This is a genomic window from Micromonospora sp. NPDC004704 (assembly GCF_053601675.1).
On sequence record NZ_JBSGCD010000023.1, the window covers coordinates 76,628 to 97,361 of the forward strand.

Consider the following 20,734-nt stretch of genomic DNA (forward strand, 5'->3'; position numbering starts at 1 on the left):
CCCGGCCGGTCTACTCCCCGACCGTACGGGCGAGCGCGTCGGCAAGCCGCCAGCAGTCGTGGTACGTCGAGTAGAGCGGAACCGGTGCGGCCCGGATCACGTCCGGCTCGCGTGAGTCGGTGAACACACCGTGCTCGAACCGGAGCCGTCGGGCCAGGTCGGCGGCGCTGCCCCGGCCGATCCGCAGGGAGAGCTGGGCGCCGCGTCGTTGCGGGTCGCGCGGGGTCAGGACGCTGATCGGCCGGGTCGCGACCACCTCGTCGAGCAGGCGTTCGGCGTACGCGGTCAACCGGATGCTCCGTTCGCGCAGCGCGGCCATGCCGACGGAGTCGAAGAGTTCCAGCGAGGTCCGGACCGGGCCCATGGCGAGGATCGGCGGGTTGGAGATCTGCCAGGCGTCGGCGGTGGCCGGCGGCCGGATCTCCGCCGTCATCTCGAACCGGGTCGCCGGCTCGTTGCCCCACCAGCCGTCGAACCGGGGCAGGTCGGTTTTGCCGAGGTGCCGTTCGTGGACGAACGCGGCGCCCACCGACCCCGGCCCCGAGTTCAGGTACTTGTACGTGCACCAGGCGGCGAAGTCCACCTCCCAGTCGTGCAGGTGCAGCGGCACGTTGCCGGCGGCGTGGGCGAGGTCCCAGCCCACCACCGCACCGGCGGCGTGACCGGCCCGGGTGATCGCCTCGATGTCCATCAGCTCGCCGGTGAGGTAGTTCACCCCGCCGAGCAGCACCAGGGCGACCCGGTCACCCTCCCGGTCGAGGTAGTCGAGCACGTCGGAGGTGCGCAGGTTCTCCTCGCCCGGTCGGGCCCGCAGCCGTACCACCGTGTCGTCGGGGTCGAGGCCGTGGAAGGCGGCCTGGCTGCGGACCGCGTAGCTGTCCGAGGGGAACGCGGTGTCCTCGATGACGATCCGGGTGCGGGCGCCGGAAGGCCGGTAGAACGAGACCATCAGCAGGTGCAGGTTGACCGTGAGGGTGTTCATCACCACGGTCTCCGCCGGGAGCGCGCCGACCAGTCGCGCGGCCGGGCCGGTGAGCAGACCGACGTACGGCGTCCAGGGGCGGGCCCCCTCGAAGTGGCCCTCGATCGCCAACCCCGCCCACTTGTCCAGCTCCTCCAGCAGCTCGGTACGGGTCGCCCGGGGCTGCAGACCGAGGGAGTTGCCAACCAGGTACGCGCTGTCGGCGTACCGGCCGCCCTCGGCCGGCGGGATCAGGAACAGGTCCCGGTGCCCCGGATCGGCGGCGTCGAGACGGTGGGCTTCTTCTTCGGCAGCGTGCATCTGTGCGTCCACTTCACGAAAGGGGTGGTTCCGGTACCCGGTCGGTCGGGCGCTCGTCACATCAGCGTCCGGGCCGACCACAGCTCGGGAAAGACCGTACGGGCCATGCTCCGTTGCAGCCAGGCCACGCCGCCCGAGCCGCCGGTGCCGGCCTTCGCGCCCATCGCCCGCTGGGTCGCCTTCAGGTGCTGGTAACGCCAGTCGCCGAACTGCTCGCCGACCTCGGCCAGCGCCTCGCCGAGCATCCGCAGGTGGTTGTCCGGGCCGGTGTCCCGGTAGATCTCGACCCAGGCCAACTCGACCGCCGGGTCCGGCTCGGCCGGCTCGGTGAGGTCCCGGTCGAGCAACGCCGCCGGCAGGTCGAAGCCGCGGCGGTCGAGCAGCACCAGGACCTCGTCCCAGAGGCTCGGGGCGTGCAGGGCGTCGACCAGGGCCTCGTACACGGCCGGCTGGCGGCGGAACGGGCGGACCAGCGAGGCGGTCTTCAGGCCGAGCAGGAACTCCAGTTGGCGGTACATCGCGGACTGGAAACCGGAGCCCTCGCCGAGCAGGTCGCGGAACTTGTTGAAGTCGGCCGGGGTCATCCAGCGCAGGCCGTGCCAGGCCGCGTTCAGCCCCTCCAGGTGCAGCGCCGCCCGGCGCAGCGAGGGCAGGGCGCCCCAGACGTCGTCGTCGCGCAGCCGCTCCCGGGTCTCGCGCAGTTCGAAGCAGGTCAGCCCGAAGTAGAGCTCCATGATCTGGCTGATCATCAGGAACGACATCTCGCCCGGGTCCTTGCTCAGCGTCTGCTGCAACGTGTGCAGGGTGCTGGCGTGCACGTACGCGTCGTACGGCGTCCGGTCGGCGAACTCCAGCGTCGGCTCGCCCGCGTTGGCAACCGCCCGGGCGGCCCGCTCGTCGGCGTTCACCGTACGGATCACCGCGCCGGTCGGTACCGGGTCCCCGGTCGTCGCCACCGCCGCTGCCCCGCTCTCCGTGTGCCCCATCGCCAGTCCCCTTTCCGTCCGTCGGCATCGCGTCCCGTCGGCCCAGCGTCATGATCTCTCCGGCGAGGGCTCGTACGGAATGCCGAACAAACGGCACCTGAGCGTTCCGACCCTCCGGATCAGCGGCTAGTTTGAGAAATCACCTCACGAAGGAAAGGTCGGTCGCGTGGACGACATGGACTGGGCGCTGCTGCGCGAGTTGCAGGCCGACGCCCGGCTCTCGTACAGCGAGCTGTCCCGGCGGGTGCACCTGTCCCCACCGGCGGTCGCCGAGCGGGTCCGCCGGCTGGAGGAGGCCGGGGTGGTGACCGGCTACCACGCCCATGTCGACCTGGCCCGTGCCGGTCGCAGCGTGGTGGCACTGATCCGGATGTCCTGTTACGGCCCCCGGTGCATCCTGCGCGACCCGTCCGTGACCGGTTGGCCGGAAGTGCTGGAGATCCACCGGATCACCGGCGACGCGTGCAGTGTGCTGAAGGTCGCGGCCGGGTCGATCGACGCGTTCGAGCAGGTGATCGACCGGCTCGCCCCGTACGGCCAGCCGTCGAGCACGATGGTGCTCTCGTCCCCGCTGAACTGGCACCCGGTGACACCTCTGCCGGAGCAGTCCACCCCCTGAGCAGGAGCGTCCGCCGCCGGAGCCGACCGACCTCGCGATCGGGCGTGATTCGCGGAGCCGGGTGGGAACACCCTGAGCGACGCGGACCACGCGGTGGCCGGCCGGATGGCCGGAAGGGGGAGGTCATGCAGGGTCGATCAGCAGTGCGTCGAGCGCTCCTCTCGACGGCCGGGGTGATCGCGCTGGCCGCGCCGGCGACGCCGGCCGCAGCGGCGCCGACCCCGACGCCGATGCAGAGCAGCAACGCCTTCGTGGAGGTCACCCCGAACACCGCCCAACCGGGCACCCGGGTGAACATCCGGGCCAGTTGCGACCAGACCAACAACAACCAGGCGACGGTGGAGTCGCAGGCGTTCGGCCGGGTGGTCGTACGACCGAACAACGGCTTCCTCACCGGGGCGGTCACCATTCCGGGCAACCGGGCGCCGGGCACCTTCGACGTGAACCTGACCTGCCCGAACGGTAATACCGCGCACACCACCCTGACCGTGGTGAACATGAGCAAGCCGACCCAGGGTCCGGCCACCGGCGGTGGCGGTACGGCCGGCGGCTTCGGCGGCCCCGTGGTGCTGGCCGGCGGCCTGGCCGTGATCCTGCTCGGCGGCGGCCTCTGGCTGTTCAGCGCCCGTCGTCGGCCCTCGACGGGCCCCTGAGTCAGCCGGGCCGATGGGCGGTCGCCTCGCGCCGGTCCGGGCGGCGCACAGCCGGGTGTGCCGCCTCGCCGCGCGGCTCGCCACCGAGGCGTCGGCGGCGAGCATCGTCACCCCGGACACCGCCGACCGGGTCGCCCCCGGAATGCTCCGCCCCGACCGGGCCCGGGCGGCCGGATCGGGTCACGCCGTCGGGACGGCCCGTGCGGTCGGCACCGTCCGGCCGCCCGGCCAGCGGGTCACCCGGACCCGTCAGGTACGCCGACGCCCCGGACCGATACCGATCATCATCGTGCTGATGGGCCTGATCATCACCGGGTTCGGGGTGCAGTACGTGACCGGCACCAACTTCCTGCCCGGTTTCAGCTCCGGCAGCCGGCCACCCCCGCGCAAGTTCCCGGTCATGGAGCCGAGCCCGCCGACCGCCGTCGCGATCCACTCGCTCGACGTCCGGGCCCGGGTGCACCGGGTCGGGATCGCACCGGACGGTTCGATCGCCGTACCGCCGCCCGACCGTTACCAGGAGGCCGGCTGGTACGACCAGAGCCCCACCCCGGGCCAGTACGGACCGTCCGTCATCGTCGGCCACGTGGACACCCGTACCGGTCCGGCGGTCTTCCACGACCTGGCCGACATCCGGCCCGGCGCCGAGATCGAGGTCACCCGGATGGACCGCTCGGTGGCCGTCTTCGAGGTGAACTCCGTCAAGCGGTACGACAAGTCGGAACTCCCCACCGAGCAGGTGTTCGACGACTTCGACCGCCCCGGCCTGCGCCTGATCACCTGCGGTGGTCGGTGGGTGGGCGGCACGACCGGGTACGCCGACAACGTGGTGGTGTTCGCCTCACTGGTCTCCGCCCGACCGCCCAAGTGAGCCGGCCGACCGGGTGGGTGATGATTCAGGCGGCTATTTCGGCGTCGCGCAGGTCGAGCCAGTCGGCCCAGCGCGGGTCGGGCGCCCGGTGGCCGAGGACCCGCCAGGCCGTGCCCTTGGGCGGGGCCGGCAGGGCGTGCAGCCGCCATCCCAGCTCGGCCGGGGTCTTGTCACCCTTGCTGTGGTTGCACTTGGCGCAGGCCGCGACGACGTTCTCCCAGGCGTGCCGGCCGCCCCGGCTGCGCGGGAAGACGTGGTCGATGGTCTCGGCCGGACCCCGGCAGTAGGCGCACCGCCAGCCGTCCCGGGCGAAGATCGCCCGACGGGAGAGACCGACGTGGCTGCGGTACGGCACCCGGACGAAGCGGGTCAGGCGGACCACCGAGGGAACGGGCAGGGAGTTGCGGGCGCTGTGCAGCATGCCCTCGCCGTCGGCGACGCAGACTGCCTTCGCGGAGAGCACGAGAATCGCTGCTCGACGCACCGAAACGACACACAGTGGCTCATACGTAGCGTTGAGCACCAACGAGCCGGAGCCCACCGTGGGTCGTATGTCAGGCATCGCGATCACCCTCCCGCGTTCTGTCTTGCGCCCCGCTCCTGTCATCTGCCGTGTGTCGACCGACGGCGCGGATCGTCACCGACCGCGGCCGACGCCGGCAGATCACCGGCGTCCGTGCGCCAATAGTCCCCGATGGGACCCCCGATTGCACGTACTAATCCGGGGTCCCTCATGAAGCTTTTGTGTCGCGTGGCAGGATGACCGGTTCCGTCCGGTTAACCCGAGGGCCTTCCGGCGTACGCGCGCGCGGCGGACACACCTCCCGGCGGCCTTCTGCGGCGGGGCGCCCGGCGGCCACGGCCGGCGGTGCGGTACGAAAGCAGGCGTGAATCTCGCGATCCTGTCCGTCGTGCCGACACCGAGCCCCTCGGTCACCTCGACCTCGACCCCCGGCCCCAGCCAGAGCTGCCTGGACAGCTTCCTGTGCCGGGCGGTGCTGGACGCGACCGACACCCCCTGGTTCGCCGAGGGCAGCTACTACATCCTGATCAAGCCGCTGCGGATCATCGCGATCGTGCTGGTCGCGATGCTGATCCGGTGGCTGCTGCACCGGACCATCAGCCGCCTGGTCGACGCCACCGCCGAGGGGGTGCCGACCGTACTCAAGCCGCTGCGGGAGCGGATCCCGACCGCCGCGGTCGATCCGGCCCTGGTGGTTCCGGAGCGGCGGCGGCAACGGGCCGCGGCGATCGGCTCGGTGCTGCGCAGCCTGGTCACGGCGGTGGTCTTCGGGATCGCCGTACTGCTCGTGCTGAGCGAGCTGAGTTTCAACCTGGCTCCCCTGCTGGCCAGCGCCGGTATCGCCGGGGTGGCGCTCGGCTTCGGCGCCCAGACGCTGGTCAAGGACCTGATCGCCGGTCTGTTCATGCTGCTGGAGGACCAGTACGGGGTGGGCGACACGGTCGACCTCGGCGAGGCCACCGGTGTGGTGGAGGCGGTCGGGTTGCGGATCACCACGATCCGGGACGGCCGGGGCGTGCTCTGGTACATCCGCAACGGCGAGATCATCCGGGTCGGCAACAAGAGCCAGGGCTGGGCCATGGTCGTGGTCGACATGCCGATCGGCTTCGCCGGTACGGAGGAGGCGACCGCGGTGCTGCGTACGGCGGCGGCATCGGTGGCGATGGACCCGGAACTCGCACCGGAGATCGTCGAGGCGCCGGAGGTGCTCGGCGTCGAACAGGTGACGGTGGACGGTGCGGTGATCCGTACGGTGATCAAGACGACGGCGGACGGCCAGTTGCCGGTCGGGCGGGAGCTGCGCCGGCGACTCGCCGAGGCCCTGGAGAACTCCGGCATCACCGCCCAGATCGCGGCCTCCCGGATGTACGTGCGGTCGCCGTCGCCGCCGCCCGAGGGGCACGAGACCGGCCAGGGCGGGGCCACCTGAGCGGGGCCGGAGACGGGCACGAACGCGGGATCGGGCGGCGGAATCCCGGGTCGCCGGCCCGCAGGGGTCGCGGACCACACGGGTGGTCAGGTATCGTCCGTTCGTTCAGTCAACCATGCGACGATCTACCCTTTCGCACTAGCCAGATGTCTGACGATCGGGCAGAATCCGGGACAAGCTCCTCTCACAGCGTGACGAAGACAACGTTGCCCCCTACGTCTGACAAACGTTTCCCGACGGCTCCATCTTGAGTGGTCAGCGGTCGAGAACGATGGAGGCCCCCGTGTCCGACGCGACACGTACGCCCGAAGGGCCGGCTACCTTCCGCGAGGTGTTCGCACAGCCGGAGTTCCGGGCGCTGTACACGGCCAACGCGTTCTCCTGGCTCGGCGATTACCTGGCCCGGGCCGCCGTCACCGTACTCGTCTTCCAGGAGACCCGGTCGGTGACGCTCTCCGCCGCCGCGTTCGCGGTGAGCTTCCTGCCCTGGCTGGTCGGTGGTCCGCTGCTCGCCACGCTGGCGGAGCGTCACCCGTACCGGACCGTGATGGTGGTCTGCGATCTGACCCGGATGGTGCTGATCGGCATCATCGCGATCCCCGGCCTGCCGATCCCGGTCATCCTGTTGCTGCTCTTCGCCGTGACCCTGGCCAACCCGCCCAGTCAGGCGGCCCGGTCGGCGTTGCTCCCGATGCTGCTCACCGGTGACCGCCTGGTGGTCGGCCTGGCGGTCAGCACCAGCACCGGCCAGGCCGCGCAGATCGTCGGGTACGTGCTCGGCGCCTCCGTCGCCACGCTGAACCCGAGCGTCGCACTGCTGATCAACACCGGCACCTTCGCGCTCTCGGCCGTGCTGATCCGGTTCCGGATCCACCAGCGCCCGGCCGCGATGACCGAGGCGCACCGCAGTCACCTGCTCCGGGAGACCGCCGAGGGCTTCCGGCTGGTCTTCGGCACGCCGGTGCTGCGCGCGATCGCCATCGTGGTCTTCGCCTCGATGCTCTTCGCCATCGTGCCGGAGGGCCTGGCCGCCGGTTGGGCGGCCAAGTTCGCCGCGATCTCGGATCCCGACCATCCCGGACGCGGGCTCACCCAGGCGATGATCATGATCGCCAGTCCGGTCGGCTTCATCCTCGGTGGCCTGACGATCGGGCGGGGCCTGCGGCCGGAGCTGCGCCGGACGTTGATCCGCCCGTTCGCGGTCCTGGCCCCCCTCGCCCTGGTGCCGGCACTGCTCAACCCGACCCCACCCCTGGTCGCACTGATGGCGCTGGTCAGCGGCTTCGCCGTGGCCGGCCTGCTGCCGGTCGCGAACGGGCTGTTCGTGCAGGCGCTGCCGCCCGGTTTCCGGGCTCGGGCGTTCGGCGTGATGAGCAGCGGGATGCAGGTCCTCCAGGGCGGGGCCGTACTGGTCACCGGGGTCCTGGCGGGGCGGTTCGACATCCCGACCGTGGTGGGGCTCTGGAGCGCCGGTGGCGTACTGCTGATGCTGGTCGTCGCGACCCAGTGGCCCAGCACCGCCGAGTTCAACACCGCCATCGCCGAGGCCACCAGGCAGGCCAGGGCGGGTGAGGGCCTCACACCGCCGCAACGGTCGACGGACGAGCCGGTCGGCGAGCGGGCGCCCGGCTCACCCGGCGCGCCGACCGGCGTCAGCACCCTGTGATCAAGGCCGCGCCGCCCACACCGCGCCCGATCGATGCGCACCTGGCAGGATGGAACGGTGACGTCTCCAGGTGAGGGCGACCAGGCGGGTACGCCGACGACCCTGTTCGAAGCGATCGGCGGCGAGCCGACCTTCCGCAAGCTGGTCGACGAGTTCTACGTCGGCGTCGCCACCGATCCGCTGCTCCGCCCGCTCTATCCGGAGGAGGATCTCGGGCCGGCGGCCGACCGGATGACCCTGTTCCTGATGCAGTACTGGGGCGGGCCGAACACCTATTCCCAGCAGCGGGGACACCCGCGGCTACGGATGCGGCACGCGCCGTTCCGGGTCGGGCCGGCCGAGCGGGACGCCTGGCTGCGGGCGATGCGCCGGGCGGTGGACAGCCTGGACCTGCCCCGGGAGTACGAGCAGACGCTCTGGGACTACCTGGAGCGCGCCGCGTACTTCATGGTGAACACCGACGACGGCGAGCCCGCCACCCCGCCCCGAATCGGCTGACCGGCGCGGGCCGGGGCGACCTCTACAGCAGGGCGCCCTCGTCGTGCAGCCAGTCGACGAAGGTGGTCGCCATCGCCGCGCCGCAGTCGAGCACCTCGACCAGCAGGGCGTCGTGGGCGCCGGCCCGCATCGGCACCTGCATTTCGGCGTAGATCGGCAACTGGCCGCGCTCGGTGGGGTCACCCACGTACGCCTTGGCGAAGCGCTGGGCGTGATTCCACTCGTTGACCACCCGGTAGGCCCGGTCGGCCCAGTCCGGCGGCACGGTGGAGTACGGCCGGGCGCGCATCACCAGGATCTCGTCCTCGGGACCTTCGAGCGTGAACAGCACCGCGTGCCGCTCCCACATCGCGAGCAGGCTGCCGTCGCCGTCGGCGAGGTAGCGCACGTCGAGCAGGTCGAGTGCGTCCCCGAGCCGGCGCAGGGTCACCGGCGCGACGATGGCCGGCACAACCGGCGTGGGTCGTTCGGTTACCGCGGGTGGTTCCGCGGAATCGGAGTCGTGTTCCGGTTCTCGTGGTGCGGGCGGTCCGACCCGGACGGCCTCGTCCACGGAGATCCTGCTTCGAGTCTCCGGCTCACCGCTCGCGGCGGTGTGACCGGGGCGCCATGACCACCACGGCATTGCTCGCACACCTCGCTCCCCAGCGGATCCAGTCGCCTACGGTGCGTTGGATCCGAGGGACGACGGTACCCGGATAGCCGTTCCGAAGCATCCCCCCACCGGATGCCCATGACCAGAGGAACTATATAGCATCAACCGTTCAGGCGATCTCAAACCGGCATGATCGACAATTGACTCGCTTTTAGTGACCATGCAGCTCCGTAGGGTGCCGAAAGCCCGGTCCACCGGCCGGTCACCCGAACCTGGACCAGGTCCGGCCCGCCCGCCCCGGTCCGACCCGATTCGACCGGGCCCTCGTGCTCCGGTCCGGCCGCCTCACCCGAACCGAGAAAGCCCATCCGGACCACCGCCTGCACCAGGCGCTGCGACACCTCGGTCCGCTCCCCCGGCCCGGCCGGCGTCGACCCGGTGACCACCACGGCCACGTGGTCGAGCAGCGCGTCCCGCAGCACCCGCTGACCCACCGCCCGGCCACCCACCCCGTGGTCGGCCGCGTCGCGCAGGGTGCCGGCCGCGGCGACGGCGATCCGGCGTACGTCCGCGCCCGGCATCGTCTCCACGAGCTGACCGGTCGACCCGGGCAGCGGCCACTTCCAGTCCGCGTCCCGGCGGGGCGGCAGAGCCGTGCCACCCCGCGCCAGCTCGGCCAGGAGCGCGTCCGCGGCGACCGTGACATCACCCGGACCGGCCCCGGCCACCGTCCGGCCGACCAGCACCGCCCACGGCAGGCGGGCCCAGAGCGTGGTACGACCGGCCGGCCCGGCCGGACGCAGTCGTACCACCGCCGCCGGGTCCAGCCGGGTCAGCCGGGCCAGGAAGGCGCCCGCGTCGGCCACCCCGGTCAGCCCGTGCCCGCCCGACACCGGCGCGGCCGGCACCGGAGCGGGCTCGGCGGGCCCGGTCACGGCAGCAGGTACGGCCGCAGGAAGGCCCGTTCGTCCTCGGTCAACCGGCGCGGTCGCCCGTGTTCGAGGTCGTACGGCACCAGCACCGAGCGGGCCTTGCTGGCCAGCACCTCGCCGTCGAACAGCTCGTACCCGATGGTGAACCGGGAGGCCTTGATCTCCTCCACCCACAGCTCCACCCGGACCGTCGGCGCCTGCTCGGCGGTGGCCCGGCCCAGGGCGTAGTCGACCGGACGCAGGTAGTCCACCTCGTGCCGGGCGATCACCACCCCCTCGACGAACGAGCTGAGCCCCCAGGCCCGGCCGCCGACGAACATCAACGCCACCCGGGCCTCCTCGTACAGGGTGAGGAAGCGGGCGTTGTTGACGTGCCCGTACGCGTCCAGGTCCGACCAGCGCAGGGCGCAGTGGTAGACGTACCGGGCCGCCGGGGGGTGCTCGGCCACGGTCGGACTAGTCACGGGTGAGCTTGCGGTAGGTCACCCGGTGGGGTCGGGCCGCCTCCGCACCGAGCCGGTCGATCTTGTTCTTCTCGTACGCGTCGAAGTTGCCCTCGAACCAGAACCACTTCGCCATGTTCTCGTCGTCGCCCTCCCAGGCCAGGATGTGCGTCGCCACCCGGTCCAGGAACATCCGGTCGTGGGAGATGACCACGGCGCAGCCGGGGAACTCGAGCAGGGCGTTCTCCAGCGAGGAGAGCGTCTCGACGTCGAGGTCGTTGGTCGGCTCGTCGAGCAGGATCACGTTCCCGCCGATCTTCAACGTGAGCGCGAGGTTGAGCCGGTTGCGCTCGCCACCGGAGAGCACCTTGGTCGGCTTCTGCTGGTCCGGGCCCTTGAACCCGAACGCGGCCACGTACGCCCGGGACGGCATCTCGACCTTGCCGACCATCAGGTAGTCCAGACCGTCGGAGACGACCTCCCAGACGGTCTTGTCGCCGTCCAGGCCTTCCCGGTTCTGGTCGACGTACGACAGCTTGACGGTCTCGCCGACCTTCACCCCGCCGTCGGTCGGCTGCTCCAGCCCGACGATGGTCTTGAACAGGGTGGTCTTGCCGACGCCGTTGGGGCCGATGATGCCGACGATGCCGTTGCGCGGGAGGCTGAAGCTGAGGTGCTCGATCAGGGTCCGGTCGCCGAAGCCCTTGGTCAGGTCGTTCGCCTCGATCACCGTGTTGCCCAGGCGCGGGCCCGGCGGGATCTGGATCTCCTCGAAGTCGAGCTTGCGGGTCTTCTCCGCCTCGGTGGCCATCTCCTCGTAGCGGTCCAGCCGCGCCTTGGACTTGGTCTGCCGGGCCTTGGCGTTGGACCGGACCCACTCGAGTTCCTCGGTGAGCCGCTTCTTCATCTTGGCGTCCCGGCGACCCTCGACGGCGAGCCGGGCGGCCTTCTTCTCCAGGTAGGTGGAGTAGTTGCCCTCGTACCCGATGGCCCGGCCGCGGTCCAGCTCCAGGATCCAGCCGGCGACCTTGTCCAGGAAGTACCGGTCGTGGGTGATCGCCATGACGGTGCCGGCGTACTTGGCCAGGTGCTGTTCGAGCCACTGCACGCTCTCCGCGTCCAGGTGGTTGGTCGGCTCGTCGAGCAGGAGCAGGTCCGGCGCCTCCAGGAGCAGCTTGCAGAGCGCGACCCGGCGGCGCTCACCACCCGAGAGCTGGACGACGTCGGCGTCCGGCGGCGGGCACCGCAGGGCGTCCATGGCGAGTTCGAGCTTGGAGTCGATGTCCCAGGCGTCCTCGTTGTCCAACTCCTCCTGGAGCCGACCCATCTCCTCCATCAGCTCGTCGGAGTAGTCGGTGGCCATCTGCTCGGCGATCTTGTTGAACCGCTCCAGCTTGGCCTTGGTCTCCGCGACCGCCTCCTCGATGTTGCCGAGGACGGTCTTGGCGTCGTTGAGCGGCGGCTCCTGCGCGAGCATGCCGACGGTGTAGCCGGGCATCAGCCGGGCCTCGCCGTTGCTCGGCCGGTCCAGCCCCGCCATGATCTTGAACAGGCTGGACTTACCGGCGCCGTTCGGGCCGACCACACCGATCTTGGCCCCGGGCAGGAAGCTCAGCGTCACGTTGTCGAGCACGACCTTGTCGCCGTGCGCCTTGCGCGCCTTTTCCAGAACGTAGATGTACTGGGCCACGGTGCGGCCTACCTCCAGAGTCTGCGGAACAGGGAGCTTTGCCCGGGCCCGGAAGCCTGCGAGCGCGAGGCGCGAGCCGGGGTCGACTCCGCGCGGGCCGTCGTCAATCCTGACAGGTGGAGCCCGGTACGCCCACATCACCCCGCCGGAGCACCCGAGGTGGGACGAAAGGGAACGATATCGCCAAGATCACTTGTCGGTTTGCCCCGGCCGTCCCGCAGGGCAGTAAGAGTGGCACCGCGAGGTAGGAGCCACAGCTACGCTCAGTACGCTCAGCGGTGGACTGCGGAATCACCGGAGGTGCACAGATCGTGACGGAACGTAGCTCGTTCGTGGTCGTGGCGAATCGTCTGCCGGTTGACGAGGTGACCACCCCAGAAGGTCGGCAATGGCGCCGGAGTCCGGGAGGCCTGGTCACCGCCCTGCACCCGGTCCTCGTGCAGCACCAGGGCACCTGGGTGGGGTGGGCGGGTGGTGTCGGCGCGGCCCCGGAACCGTTCGACCTCGAGGGCATCGGGCTGCACCCGGTCCCGCTCAGCTCCGAGGAACTCGAGCGGTACTACGAGGGCCAGTCGAACGCCACCATCTGGCCCCTCTACCACGACGCGGTGGAGACCCCTGCCTACAAACGTCGCTGGCGGGAGGCGTACCGGCTGGTCAACGCCCGGTTCGCGGAGGCCGCCGCCGAGGTGGCCGCGGAGGGCGCCACGGTCTGGGTGCAGGACTACCAGCTCCAGCTCGTGCCGGCGATGCTGCGGGAACTCCGTCCGGATCTACGGATAGGTTTCTTCCTCCATATCCCATTCCCGCCGATCGAACTGTTCATGCAGATGCCGCTACGCGCCGAGGTCCTGCGCGGACTGCTCGGCGCCGACCTGGTCGGTTTCCAGCAGCGGCTGGCCGCCCAGAACTTCGTCCGGCTGGCCCGGCACCTGCTCGGCCTGCGGTACGAGGGCCAGATGATCCAGGTCGACGGGCGGCAGGTGAAGGCCGGCGCGTTCCCCATCTCCATCGATGTCGCGGAGATGGAGCGGATGGCCGCCGACCCGGCGGTGCAGGCGCGGGCCAAGCAGATCCGGGCCGAACTCGGCGACCCGAAGACCGTCGTGCTCGGCGTCGACCGGCTCGACTACACCAAGGGCATCGAGCTTCGCCTCAAGGCCTTCCGCGAGCTCCTGGCTGACGGAAAGTTGACAGTTCCCGACGCCGTTATGGTGCAGGTCGCCACCCCGAGCCGCGAACGGGTCGAGCACTACCAGGCACTACGCGTGAAGGTCGAGCGCGAAGTTGGCCGGATTAATGGTGAATTTGGCCGGGTCGGCGTGCCTGCTGTTCACTATCTGCACCAGTCGTACAGTCGCAGTGAACTTGCCGCGCTCTACTGCGCGGCTGATGTGATGATGGTGACCCCACTGCGAGACGGAATGAACCTGGTGGCCAAGGAGTACGTTGCATCGCGCGCCGACTCTGGCGGCGCGCTCGTGCTCAGTGAGTTTGCCGGCGCCGCCACCGAGTTGCGCCAGGCCTTCCTCTGTAACCCGCACGACCCCGACGGGGTGAAGGACGCGCTGTTGCGCGCGGTCCACGTCGACAAGGTGGAAGCACGGCGGCGCATGCGGATCATGCAGCGCCACCTGCGTACCCACGATGTCGAACACTGGGCCCGGTCTTTCCTGAACGAGCTGGGCGTGCCCGAAACGGAGGCAGTGTGAGCACGTCCGTACTGGACACCGGGGCGATGGCCCTGGACTCGATCGATCCCGTGCTGCGGGACGCGATCGGGAGGATCGCCCGCTCACCCCAGTTACTCGTCGCCTGCGACTACGACGGCACCCTGGCGCCGATCGTCGAGGACCCGAGCAAGGCGGTACCGCTGCCCGAGTCGGTTGCCGCCGTACGCGCCCTGGCCGCCCTGCCGCAGACCACGGTCGCCGTGGTCTCCGGTCGGGCGCTGCGGGACCTGGCCACGCTCTCCCGGCTGCCGAGCGAGGTGCACCTGGTCGGCAGCCACGGATCCGAGTTCGACATCGGCTTCGTGGAGCGGCTCGCCCCCGAACTGGTCGAGGTACGCACCCGGCTGCGCAACGAGCTGCGCCGGATCGCCGCCGGTCAGCCCGGGGTACGCCTGGAGAGCAAGCCGGCCAGCATCGCCGTACACACCCGGGGGGCCAAGCCCGAGGTGGCGAAGCAGGTCGTCGAGGCGGTGACGAACGGTCCGGCGAGTTGGACCGGGGTGACCGTGACCCAGGGCAAGGAGGTCATCGAGCTGTCCGTGATCCCCACCCACAAGGGGACCGCGGTCGACCAGTTGCGTACCCAGATCTCGGCCAGCGCGGTGCTCTTCATGGGCGACGACGTGACCGACGAGAACGCCTTCGCGAACCTGCACGGACCCGACGTCGGTATCAAGATCGGCAGCGGGGAGACCCAGGCGGCCTACCGGGTCGCGGACCCGATCGAGGCGGCCCGGGTGCTCGGCCTGCTGCTCCAGGTCCGCCGCACCTGGCTGTTCGGCGAGCGGGCGGTGCCGATCGAGCGGCACTCGATGCTGGCCAACGGCCGTACGGTCGCGTTGCTCACACCCGAGGCGAAGGTCACCTGGCTCTGCCACCCCAAGCCGGACGCTTCGGCGATCTTCGCCGACCTGGTCGGCGGCCCGCCGGCCGGTCACTTCAGCGTCGCCCCCGACCGGGGCGGCCTGCCGCTGGGACAGCGCTACCGGCCCGGCACGATGACGGTGGAGACCCGCTGGTCGGGGCTGACCGTCACCGACTGGCTGGACCGGCCCTCGTCGGACAACGTCCCCAGCGGGTCGGCTGTCATCTCCGGCGACTCGACCCTGGTCCGGGTCCTCACCGGCTCCGGCCGGGTCCGGCTGGAGTTCGCTCCCCGGCCCGAGTTCGGCCAGGTAGCGGTCCAGCTCCAACCCCTCGCCGACGGGCTGCTGGTGCTCGGCTCCAACGAGCCGATCGCCCTCTACGCCCCCGGGATCGAGTGGAAGGTGGTCGCCGACGGCGGCTACGAGACCGCCCGTGCCGTGGTCGACCTCGCCGCCGCCGGCGGGTCGCTCACCCTCGAACTCCGCTTCGGCTCGCACAGCCTGGCCCACCACCGGGTACCGGTCGCCGAACGGCAGGCCGCCGCCGAACAGCCGTGGCGGGACTGGGTGGCCAGCCTGAAGCTCCCCACCCACGACCGCGAACTGGTCGCCCGCAGCGCACTCACCCTGCGTGGGCTCTGCCACGAGGCCACCGGTTCGATCCTCGCCGCCGCGACCACCTCGCTGCCCGAGGAACTGGGCGGCGTACGCAACTGGGACTACCGGTACTGCTGGCTGCGGGACGCGGCGATGACCGCACGCGCCCTGGTCGACCTCGGCTCACTCGGCGAGGCCGAGGCGTTCCTGCGCTGGGTCGACGGCTGCGTCGAGCGCACCGGCGGCCACCCGGAACGGCTGCACCCGCTCTACACGGTCGACGGCTACGAACTCGGCGCCGAAGCCGTGATCGACACCCTGCCCGGCTACGCCGGCTCCCGCCCGGTCCGGGTCGGTAACCTGGCCAACCACCAGCTCCAGCTCGACGTGTTCGGACCGATCGCGGACCTGCTCGCGGCCGTGGCCGACCTGCGCGGCTCGGTGCTGGAGACCGAGTGGCGGGTGCTCGAATCGATGGTCGAGGCGGTCAGCCGCCGCTGGCACGAACCCGACCACGGCCTCTGGGAGGCCCGCCTCCCCCCGAGGCACCACGTCTACTCCAAGGTCATGTGTTGGATGACCGTGGACCGGGCGCTGCACATCGTGCGTCGGCACGGCGGCGAGGAGCGGCCCGACTGGGTCGAGCTGCGCGACCGGATCGGGCACAACGTGCTCGAGTACGGCTGGCACGAGGGCGTCAGCGCCTACAGCGTCGCGTACGGTGACGAGGAGATGGACGCCTCCTCGCTCTGGATCGGCCTGTCCGGGCTGCTCCCCGACGACGACCCGCGCTTCCTGTCGACGGTGCTGAAGATCGAGGCCGACCTGCGCAGCGGACCGGTGGTGTACCGCTACCACTGGGACGACGGGCTGCCGGGGCGTGAGGGCGGCTTCCACATCTGCACGGCGTGGCTGATCGAGGCGTACCTGCGTACCGGGCGGCGGTCGGATGCCGAGGAGCTGTTCCGGCAGATGGTCGACACCGCCGGGCCGACCGGGTTGCTGCCGGAGCAGTACGACCCGTTGGTCGAGCGGGGGTTGGGTAACCACCCGCAGGCGTACAGCCATCTCGGGTTGATCCGGTGTGCGTTGTTGTTGGATTCTTCGGTCTGAGATTTGATGTGGGGTTGGGCCCCACCGTGCCCGGCGAGGGCCGTCAAGCTTGATCCCCTCGCCAGGCACGGTGGGGCCCAACCTTGACCCGTTGGGGTTTTGCTTCAGTGGTGACGCCTTGGGTTTGTGCTCCGGTCGGGTGGTCTGGCCGGAGCTTCTGCGTCTGGGTTCCGGTAGTCCTGGCGGAAGAATCGACGGGTACGGCGGTTTAGCCGGCGTTCGCGGAACGGTGGCCGGTACGGTCGGGCGTCGCGGTGAGTTCGGCCTCGATCAGGTTGGCGGCGCGGTCGGCGCCCCCGGCCTCGCGGGCCTGCCGCTTCAGGTCGGCGCTGCGAGCCACCACGTCGGGGTCTGCGGTGAGGGCGAGCAGCGTCTCGCGGAGCTCCACTGCGGTCACGGTCGCCGAGTCGACGACCCGGGCGACGCCGAGGGAGGCCAGTTGCTCGGCGTTCGCGAATTGGTCGGCCGCCTGCGGAACGGCGATCATCGGGGTCCCGCAGTAGATGCCTTCGCTGCTGCCGCCCATGCCGGCGTGGGTGACGAAGGCGTCCGCCTGCTCCAGCACTGCCAGCTGCGGCACCCATGGGCGGACCTCGACGCTGTCCGGGACGGGACCGAGTTCGGCGGGATCGACGTGGCTGCCGATCTGCAGAACGGTGTGCCAGCCGGGCAGGTCACCGAACGCGACGATGCAGCGGCGGTAGAACTCGGGCTGCCGGGTGAAGGCGGAGCCGAGGGAGACGAGCAGCACTTTCTCGACGCCGTCCGGACGGACCCAGGGACCCTGGTGGGAGCGGTCACCCAGGACCGGGCCGACGAAGCTGTAGACCGACCGGTCCACCCGGTCGGCGTTCGGCTGGAGCGCCTCCGGCGGCAGAACGAGGCTCCGCACCGGTCGGCCCTGGAACGCCATGCTGTCGGTGACCGACGAACCCTCCATGGTCAGCCACTTCTCGAACCGCTGGTAGTAGTCGGCGCCGCGCGGATCAGCCCGCATCGACTCGACGACGGGCGCCATCTCCTGCTCGTAGCCGTCCCAGGCCACGAACGTCGAGGACAGCTGGATGGCCGGAATCCCCCACTGCTCGCCGAGTAACCGAGCCGGCGCCCCGGCGATGTCGTAGAGGAACAGATCGGGCCGATCGCCGGCATAGGCGGCCCGCAACTGCGGCAGCATGGCGATGGCATCGTCGAGGAAGAGCGTGAGCTGCTCGATCGGATCGTCGGTTCCCGAGCCACCGTCGCTGGGCAGCGTGGATCCGTACGGTTTCAGCTCGGCGCCGGTGCCCTCGATGACCTCGGCGAAGGCGGGGTCATTGGCGTAGGTGACCCGGTGACCGCGCTGCACGAGGGTCCGGATGATCTCCAAGCTCGGGTTGACGTGGCCGTGGAACGGAATGCTGACCATGGCGATGTGCGGCACGGAATCTCCTGGGGTCTTTAAAGAGTCGAGACGTTTCGTCTCGCGACAAGGAGACCACGGCACCACGGGCGCGTCAAAACGAAACGGTTCGTCTCGTTGTAGGTTGTCGGTGTGACTCCACAGCCCGCCCGTCGCAACGAACAGTCCCGCCGCGCGATCCTCGCCGCCGCCCTGGAGCTGTTGACCGAGACCGGTTACCCGGCCCTGACCATCGAGGCGATCGCCACCCGCGCCGGGGTCGGCAAGCAGACCATCTACCGCTGGTGGCGTGGCAAGGGCGCGGTCATCCTGGACGCGCTCGTCGACAACAACCCGGAGGTCCCCGCCCTGCCCGACACCGGCGACCTGCGGGCCGATCTGGGCCAGGTCCTCCGGGCCACGGTCGCCGAGTTCGCCGATCCGCGGCTGTCCGCCACCACCCGCGCCATCACCATCGAGACACTCGCCGACGAGGAGTTGGCCGACCAGGCGCGCGACCGCCTGCTCCGTCCCCAGCTCGACGCGGTCCGGACCCGCCTGGAGGCCGCCCGCGAGGCCGGCCAGGTCCGCCCCGACGTCCCCTTGGACCAGGTGGTGGAGCTGCTGTTCGGCCCGCTTTACCACCGCTGGCTACTCCGCAACGGCCCACTGACCGACGACTACGCCGACGGCATCGTCGACCTGGCCGTCGCCGCCATCACCCCTCCCGGCACCCGTCCTGGCGGGTGACGCCGGGGCCGTGAACTACCGGAACCCGTCCGGGGTCAGGCGGTGGGGAGGGTGGTTACCACGTTGCCGATGATTACCACGGCTGGGGGGCGGATGTTGGCGGTGCGGGTGGCTTCGGCGACGGTGTCGAGGGTCGCTCGCAGGGAGCGCTGGGTGCCGGTCGTACCCTCCTGGACCACCGCCGTCGGCGTGCCCGGCGCCCGCCCGTGTGCCTGGAGGGTGGCGGCGATCGCGGGCAGGTTCTTCAGCCCCATCAGCACCACCAGGGTGCCGCGCAGTCGGGCCAGGGCGGCCCAGTCGACCAGGGATGCGGGGTCGTCGGGGGGCAGGTGACCGGAGACGACGGTGAACTCGTGCGCCACGCCCCGGTGGGTCACCGGGATGCCGGCGAGCGCAGGTGCGGCGATCGAGCTGGTCACACCGGGGACCACGGTGACCGGTACGCCGGCCGCCGCGCAGGCGAGCGCCTCCTCGCCGCCACGGCCGAAGACGTACGGGTCACCGCCCTTGAGCCGGACCACGAACGCCCCGGCCTGTGCCCGCTCGACCAGGATCCGGTTGATCTCCTCCTGGGTACGGGCCGGACCGTAGGGGATCTTGGACGCGTCGACCAGTTCGACGTCGGGTCGGAGCTCGTCCAGGAGCAGTCCGGGCACGAGCCGGTCCGCCACCACGACGTCGGCCTCGGCGAGCAGCCGGCGCCCCTTGACCGTGATCAACTCGGGGTCACCGGGGCCGGAGCCGACCAGGACCACCCGGCCGACCCCCGGTGGGCGCCCGTTGGCCGAGGTCGTGCCCGCGCCCGTGCCGGGCGTCGACTCCCGGCCGGTCTGCGGAAGGGTGCCGTCGGCGAGGCGGTCCCGGATGGCGTCCCGGACGGTCACCGCGCGGTGCGGGTCACCGCCGCCGAGCACGGCCACGGTCACCGCGCCGTGCCGGGCCACCGCCGGCGTCCAGGCGGTCGCCGCGGTCCGGTCGTCGGCGCGTACGCAGAACACCCGGCGCTCGAACGCGGCGGCGCTGACCGCCTCGGCGGCTGCCGGGTCGTCCACGGCCACCTGCACCAGCCAGGCACCGTCCACGTCGGCGGGCTCGAACGGCCGGGCCGTCCACCGCACCCGACCGGCGTCCACCTGTGCCCGCAGGGCGGGTGTCAGCTCCGGGGAGACGACCTCCACCAGGGCGCCCGCGTCCAGCAACGCCGGCACCCGGCGGGTCGCCACCGCTCCCCCACCGACCATGAGCACCCGGTGCCCGGCCAACCGCAGGCCGAGCGGGTAGGGGTTGGCACCGATCTGTTGCGTCACTTCTCCGAAACTCCCGCCGCGTCGAACGTCGCCACCTCGTGCAGTACCCGGACCGAACCGCCGACCACCGGGAGGGCGAGCAGGGCGCCGGTCCCCTCGCCGAGGCGCAGTCCGAGGTCGATCAGCGGCTCCAGACCGAGGGCGCGCAGGCCGGCGGTGGCACCGGGCTCGGCGGACCGGTGCCCGGCGACCATGGCGCCGACGGCGTCCGGCGCGAAGGCGGCGGCGACCAGCGCCGCGGCGACCGTACTGACCCCGTCCAGGATCACCGGGGTACGTCGGGCGGCGGCGCCGAGGATGAACCCGGTCAGCGCGGCGTGCTCCAGCCCACCGACGGCGGCGAGTACGCCGAGCGGGTCGGCCGGGTCGGGCCGGTGCCGGGCCAGCGCGGCCGTGACGACGGCCACCTTGCGGGCGTACGTGTAGTCGTCCACCCCGGTGCCCCGGCCGGTCACCTCGGCCGCGGAAGCCCCCGTGTGTACGGCGATCAGCGCGGCGGCGGCGGTGGTGTTGGCGATGCCCATGTCACCGGTGAGCAGGATGCCGGCGCCCGCGTCGATCAGCTCACCGGCGGTACGGGAGCCGACCTCGATCGCGGCCAGCGCCTCCTCCCGGGTGAGCGCGGGTTCGACGGTCATGTCCCGGGTGCCGGGACGGATCCGGGCCCGGACGAGGACGGGCTCGGTGTCGGGCCGCTGGCCGGCGGAGCCGGGCTGGTCTGCGCCGGTGCGCCGCTGGGGCGGGACGGGCGGGGTGGGGCCGTCGAGGTCGACCAGGGCGTCGGGGGCGGTGAGGTCGTC

The 20,734-nt window shown here is 71.2% G+C and carries 18 protein-coding genes and 1 pseudogene; 9 read left to right on the forward strand and 10 right to left on the reverse strand.

Annotated features, from left to right (window positions below):
* Positions 1 to 10: 10 nt before the first annotated feature.
* Positions 11 to 1,282, reverse strand: coding sequence for a kynureninase (kynU, locus tag ACWEFB_RS26610; protein WP_452289628.1), 1,272 nt, complete (start codon positions 1,280 to 1,282; stop codon positions 11 to 13).
* Positions 1,283 to 1,338: 56 nt separating this feature from the next.
* Positions 1,339 to 2,268: a tryptophan 2,3-dioxygenase gene (locus ACWEFB_RS26615; RefSeq protein ID WP_452289630.1), complete on the reverse strand. Its 930-nt coding sequence runs from the start codon at positions 2,266 to 2,268 to the stop codon at positions 1,339 to 1,341.
* 166 nt (positions 2,269 to 2,434) lie between these two features.
* Between ACWEFB_RS26615 and ACWEFB_RS26620 the strand changes: the two genes are divergently transcribed.
* The 3 genes from ACWEFB_RS26620 to ACWEFB_RS26630 all read left to right on the forward strand — a co-directional run bounded on the left by ACWEFB_RS26620 (position 2,435) and on the right by ACWEFB_RS26630 (position 4,411).
* Positions 2,435 to 2,887, forward strand: coding sequence for an Lrp/AsnC family transcriptional regulator (locus tag ACWEFB_RS26620; protein WP_326556140.1), 453 nt, complete (start codon positions 2,435 to 2,437; stop codon positions 2,885 to 2,887).
* Between the two features lie 125 nt (positions 2,888 to 3,012).
* Positions 3,013 to 3,540: a hypothetical protein gene (locus ACWEFB_RS26625; protein ID WP_452289632.1), complete on the forward strand. Its 528-nt coding sequence runs from the start codon at positions 3,013 to 3,015 to the stop codon at positions 3,538 to 3,540.
* A 13-nt stretch (positions 3,541 to 3,553) separates the two neighbouring features.
* Positions 3,554 to 4,411: a class F sortase gene (locus ACWEFB_RS26630; RefSeq protein WP_452289634.1), complete on the forward strand. Its 858-nt coding sequence runs from the start codon at positions 3,554 to 3,556 to the stop codon at positions 4,409 to 4,411.
* A gap of 25 nt (positions 4,412 to 4,436) precedes the next feature.
* Here ACWEFB_RS26630 and ACWEFB_RS26635 read toward each other — a convergent pair whose 3' ends face one another.
* Entirely contained in the window at positions 4,437 to 4,973 is a 537-nt protein-coding gene (locus tag ACWEFB_RS26635) for an HNH endonuclease (protein ID WP_326556138.1), read from the reverse strand.
* 340 nt (positions 4,974 to 5,313) lie between these two features.
* Here ACWEFB_RS26635 and ACWEFB_RS26640 point away from each other — a divergent pair, with 340 nt between their 5' ends.
* The 3 genes from ACWEFB_RS26640 (at position 5,314) to ACWEFB_RS26650 (ending at position 8,527) form a co-directional block, all read left to right on the forward strand.
* On the forward strand, positions 5,314 to 6,363 hold the full coding sequence (locus ACWEFB_RS26640) for a mechanosensitive ion channel domain-containing protein (protein ID WP_442792178.1): 1,050 nt from the start codon (positions 5,314 to 5,316) through the stop codon (positions 6,361 to 6,363).
* 271 nt (positions 6,364 to 6,634) lie between these two features.
* Positions 6,635 to 8,029, forward strand: a complete 1,395-nt coding sequence (locus tag ACWEFB_RS26645; protein WP_452289636.1) for an MFS transporter — start codon at positions 6,635 to 6,637, stop codon at positions 8,027 to 8,029.
* Positions 8,030 to 8,062: 33 nt separating this feature from the next.
* On the forward strand, positions 8,063 to 8,527 hold the full coding sequence (locus tag ACWEFB_RS26650) for a globin (RefSeq protein ID WP_452289638.1): 465 nt from the start codon (positions 8,063 to 8,065) through the stop codon (positions 8,525 to 8,527).
* 22 nt (positions 8,528 to 8,549) lie between these two features.
* Here the strand turns inward: ACWEFB_RS26650 and ACWEFB_RS26655 are convergent, their stop codons facing one another.
* The 4 genes from ACWEFB_RS26655 to ettA all read right to left on the reverse strand — a co-directional run bounded on the left by ACWEFB_RS26655 (position 8,550) and on the right by ettA (position 12,187).
* Entirely contained in the window at positions 8,550 to 9,152 is a 603-nt protein-coding gene (locus tag ACWEFB_RS26655; RefSeq protein ID WP_452289697.1) for a YbjN domain-containing protein, read from the reverse strand.
* A gap of 149 nt (positions 9,153 to 9,301) precedes the next feature.
* The gene (locus ACWEFB_RS26660; protein WP_452289640.1) at positions 9,302 to 10,057 is read right to left on the reverse strand and encodes a hypothetical protein; all 756 of its coding nucleotides are present in this window, start codon (positions 10,055 to 10,057) and stop codon (positions 9,302 to 9,304) included.
* Positions 10,054 to 10,518 carry an acyl-CoA thioesterase gene (locus ACWEFB_RS26665; protein WP_452289642.1) on the reverse strand — a complete coding sequence of 155 codons (465 nt, stop codon included), beginning with the start codon at positions 10,516 to 10,518 and terminating at the stop codon, positions 10,054 to 10,056. Before ACWEFB_RS26665 ends, ACWEFB_RS26660 begins: the two co-directional genes overlap by 4 nt.
* Complete coding sequence (ettA, locus tag ACWEFB_RS26670; RefSeq protein ID WP_452289644.1) at positions 10,511 to 12,187, reverse strand: energy-dependent translational throttle protein EttA; 1,677 nt, start codon at positions 12,185 to 12,187, stop codon at positions 10,511 to 10,513. Before ettA ends, ACWEFB_RS26665 begins: the two co-directional genes overlap by 8 nt.
* A 311-nt stretch (positions 12,188 to 12,498) precedes the next feature.
* Between ettA and ACWEFB_RS26675 the strand changes: the two genes are divergently transcribed.
* Positions 12,499 to 13,899, forward strand: a complete 1,401-nt coding sequence (locus tag ACWEFB_RS26675) for an alpha,alpha-trehalose-phosphate synthase (UDP-forming) (RefSeq protein WP_326556131.1) — start codon at positions 12,499 to 12,501, stop codon at positions 13,897 to 13,899.
* Positions 13,900 to 13,925: 26 nt separating this feature from the next.
* Positions 13,926 to 16,496 carry a trehalose-phosphatase gene (otsB, locus tag ACWEFB_RS26680; protein WP_452289699.1) on the forward strand — a complete coding sequence of 857 codons (2,571 nt, stop codon included), beginning with the start codon at positions 13,926 to 13,928 and terminating at the stop codon, positions 16,494 to 16,496.
* A 208-nt stretch (positions 16,497 to 16,704) separates the two neighbouring features.
* Here the strand turns inward: otsB and ACWEFB_RS26685 are convergent, their stop codons facing one another.
* Entirely contained in the window at positions 16,705 to 17,904 is a 1,200-nt protein-coding gene (locus ACWEFB_RS26685) for a macrolide family glycosyltransferase (protein ID WP_452289701.1), read from the reverse strand.
* A gap of 126 nt (positions 17,905 to 18,030) precedes the next feature.
* On the opposite strand from ACWEFB_RS26685, the gene ACWEFB_RS26690 reads away from it, so the two are divergent.
* Positions 18,031 to 18,627: a TetR/AcrR family transcriptional regulator gene (locus tag ACWEFB_RS26690; RefSeq protein WP_452289646.1), complete on the forward strand. Its 597-nt coding sequence runs from the start codon at positions 18,031 to 18,033 to the stop codon at positions 18,625 to 18,627.
* A gap of 35 nt (positions 18,628 to 18,662) precedes the next feature.
* Here the strand turns inward: ACWEFB_RS26690 and cobA are convergent, their stop codons facing one another.
* Positions 18,663 to 19,922 carry a uroporphyrinogen-III C-methyltransferase gene (gene cobA, locus ACWEFB_RS26695; protein ID WP_452289703.1) on the reverse strand — a complete coding sequence of 420 codons (1,260 nt, stop codon included), beginning with the start codon at positions 19,920 to 19,922 and terminating at the stop codon, positions 18,663 to 18,665.
* 8 nt (positions 19,923 to 19,930) lie between these two features.
* Positions 19,931 to 20,659: pseudogene (locus ACWEFB_RS26700) on the reverse strand (nicotinate-nucleotide--dimethylbenzimidazole phosphoribosyltransferase); the annotation flags it as partial.
* Positions 20,660 to 20,734 lie beyond the last annotated feature (75 nt).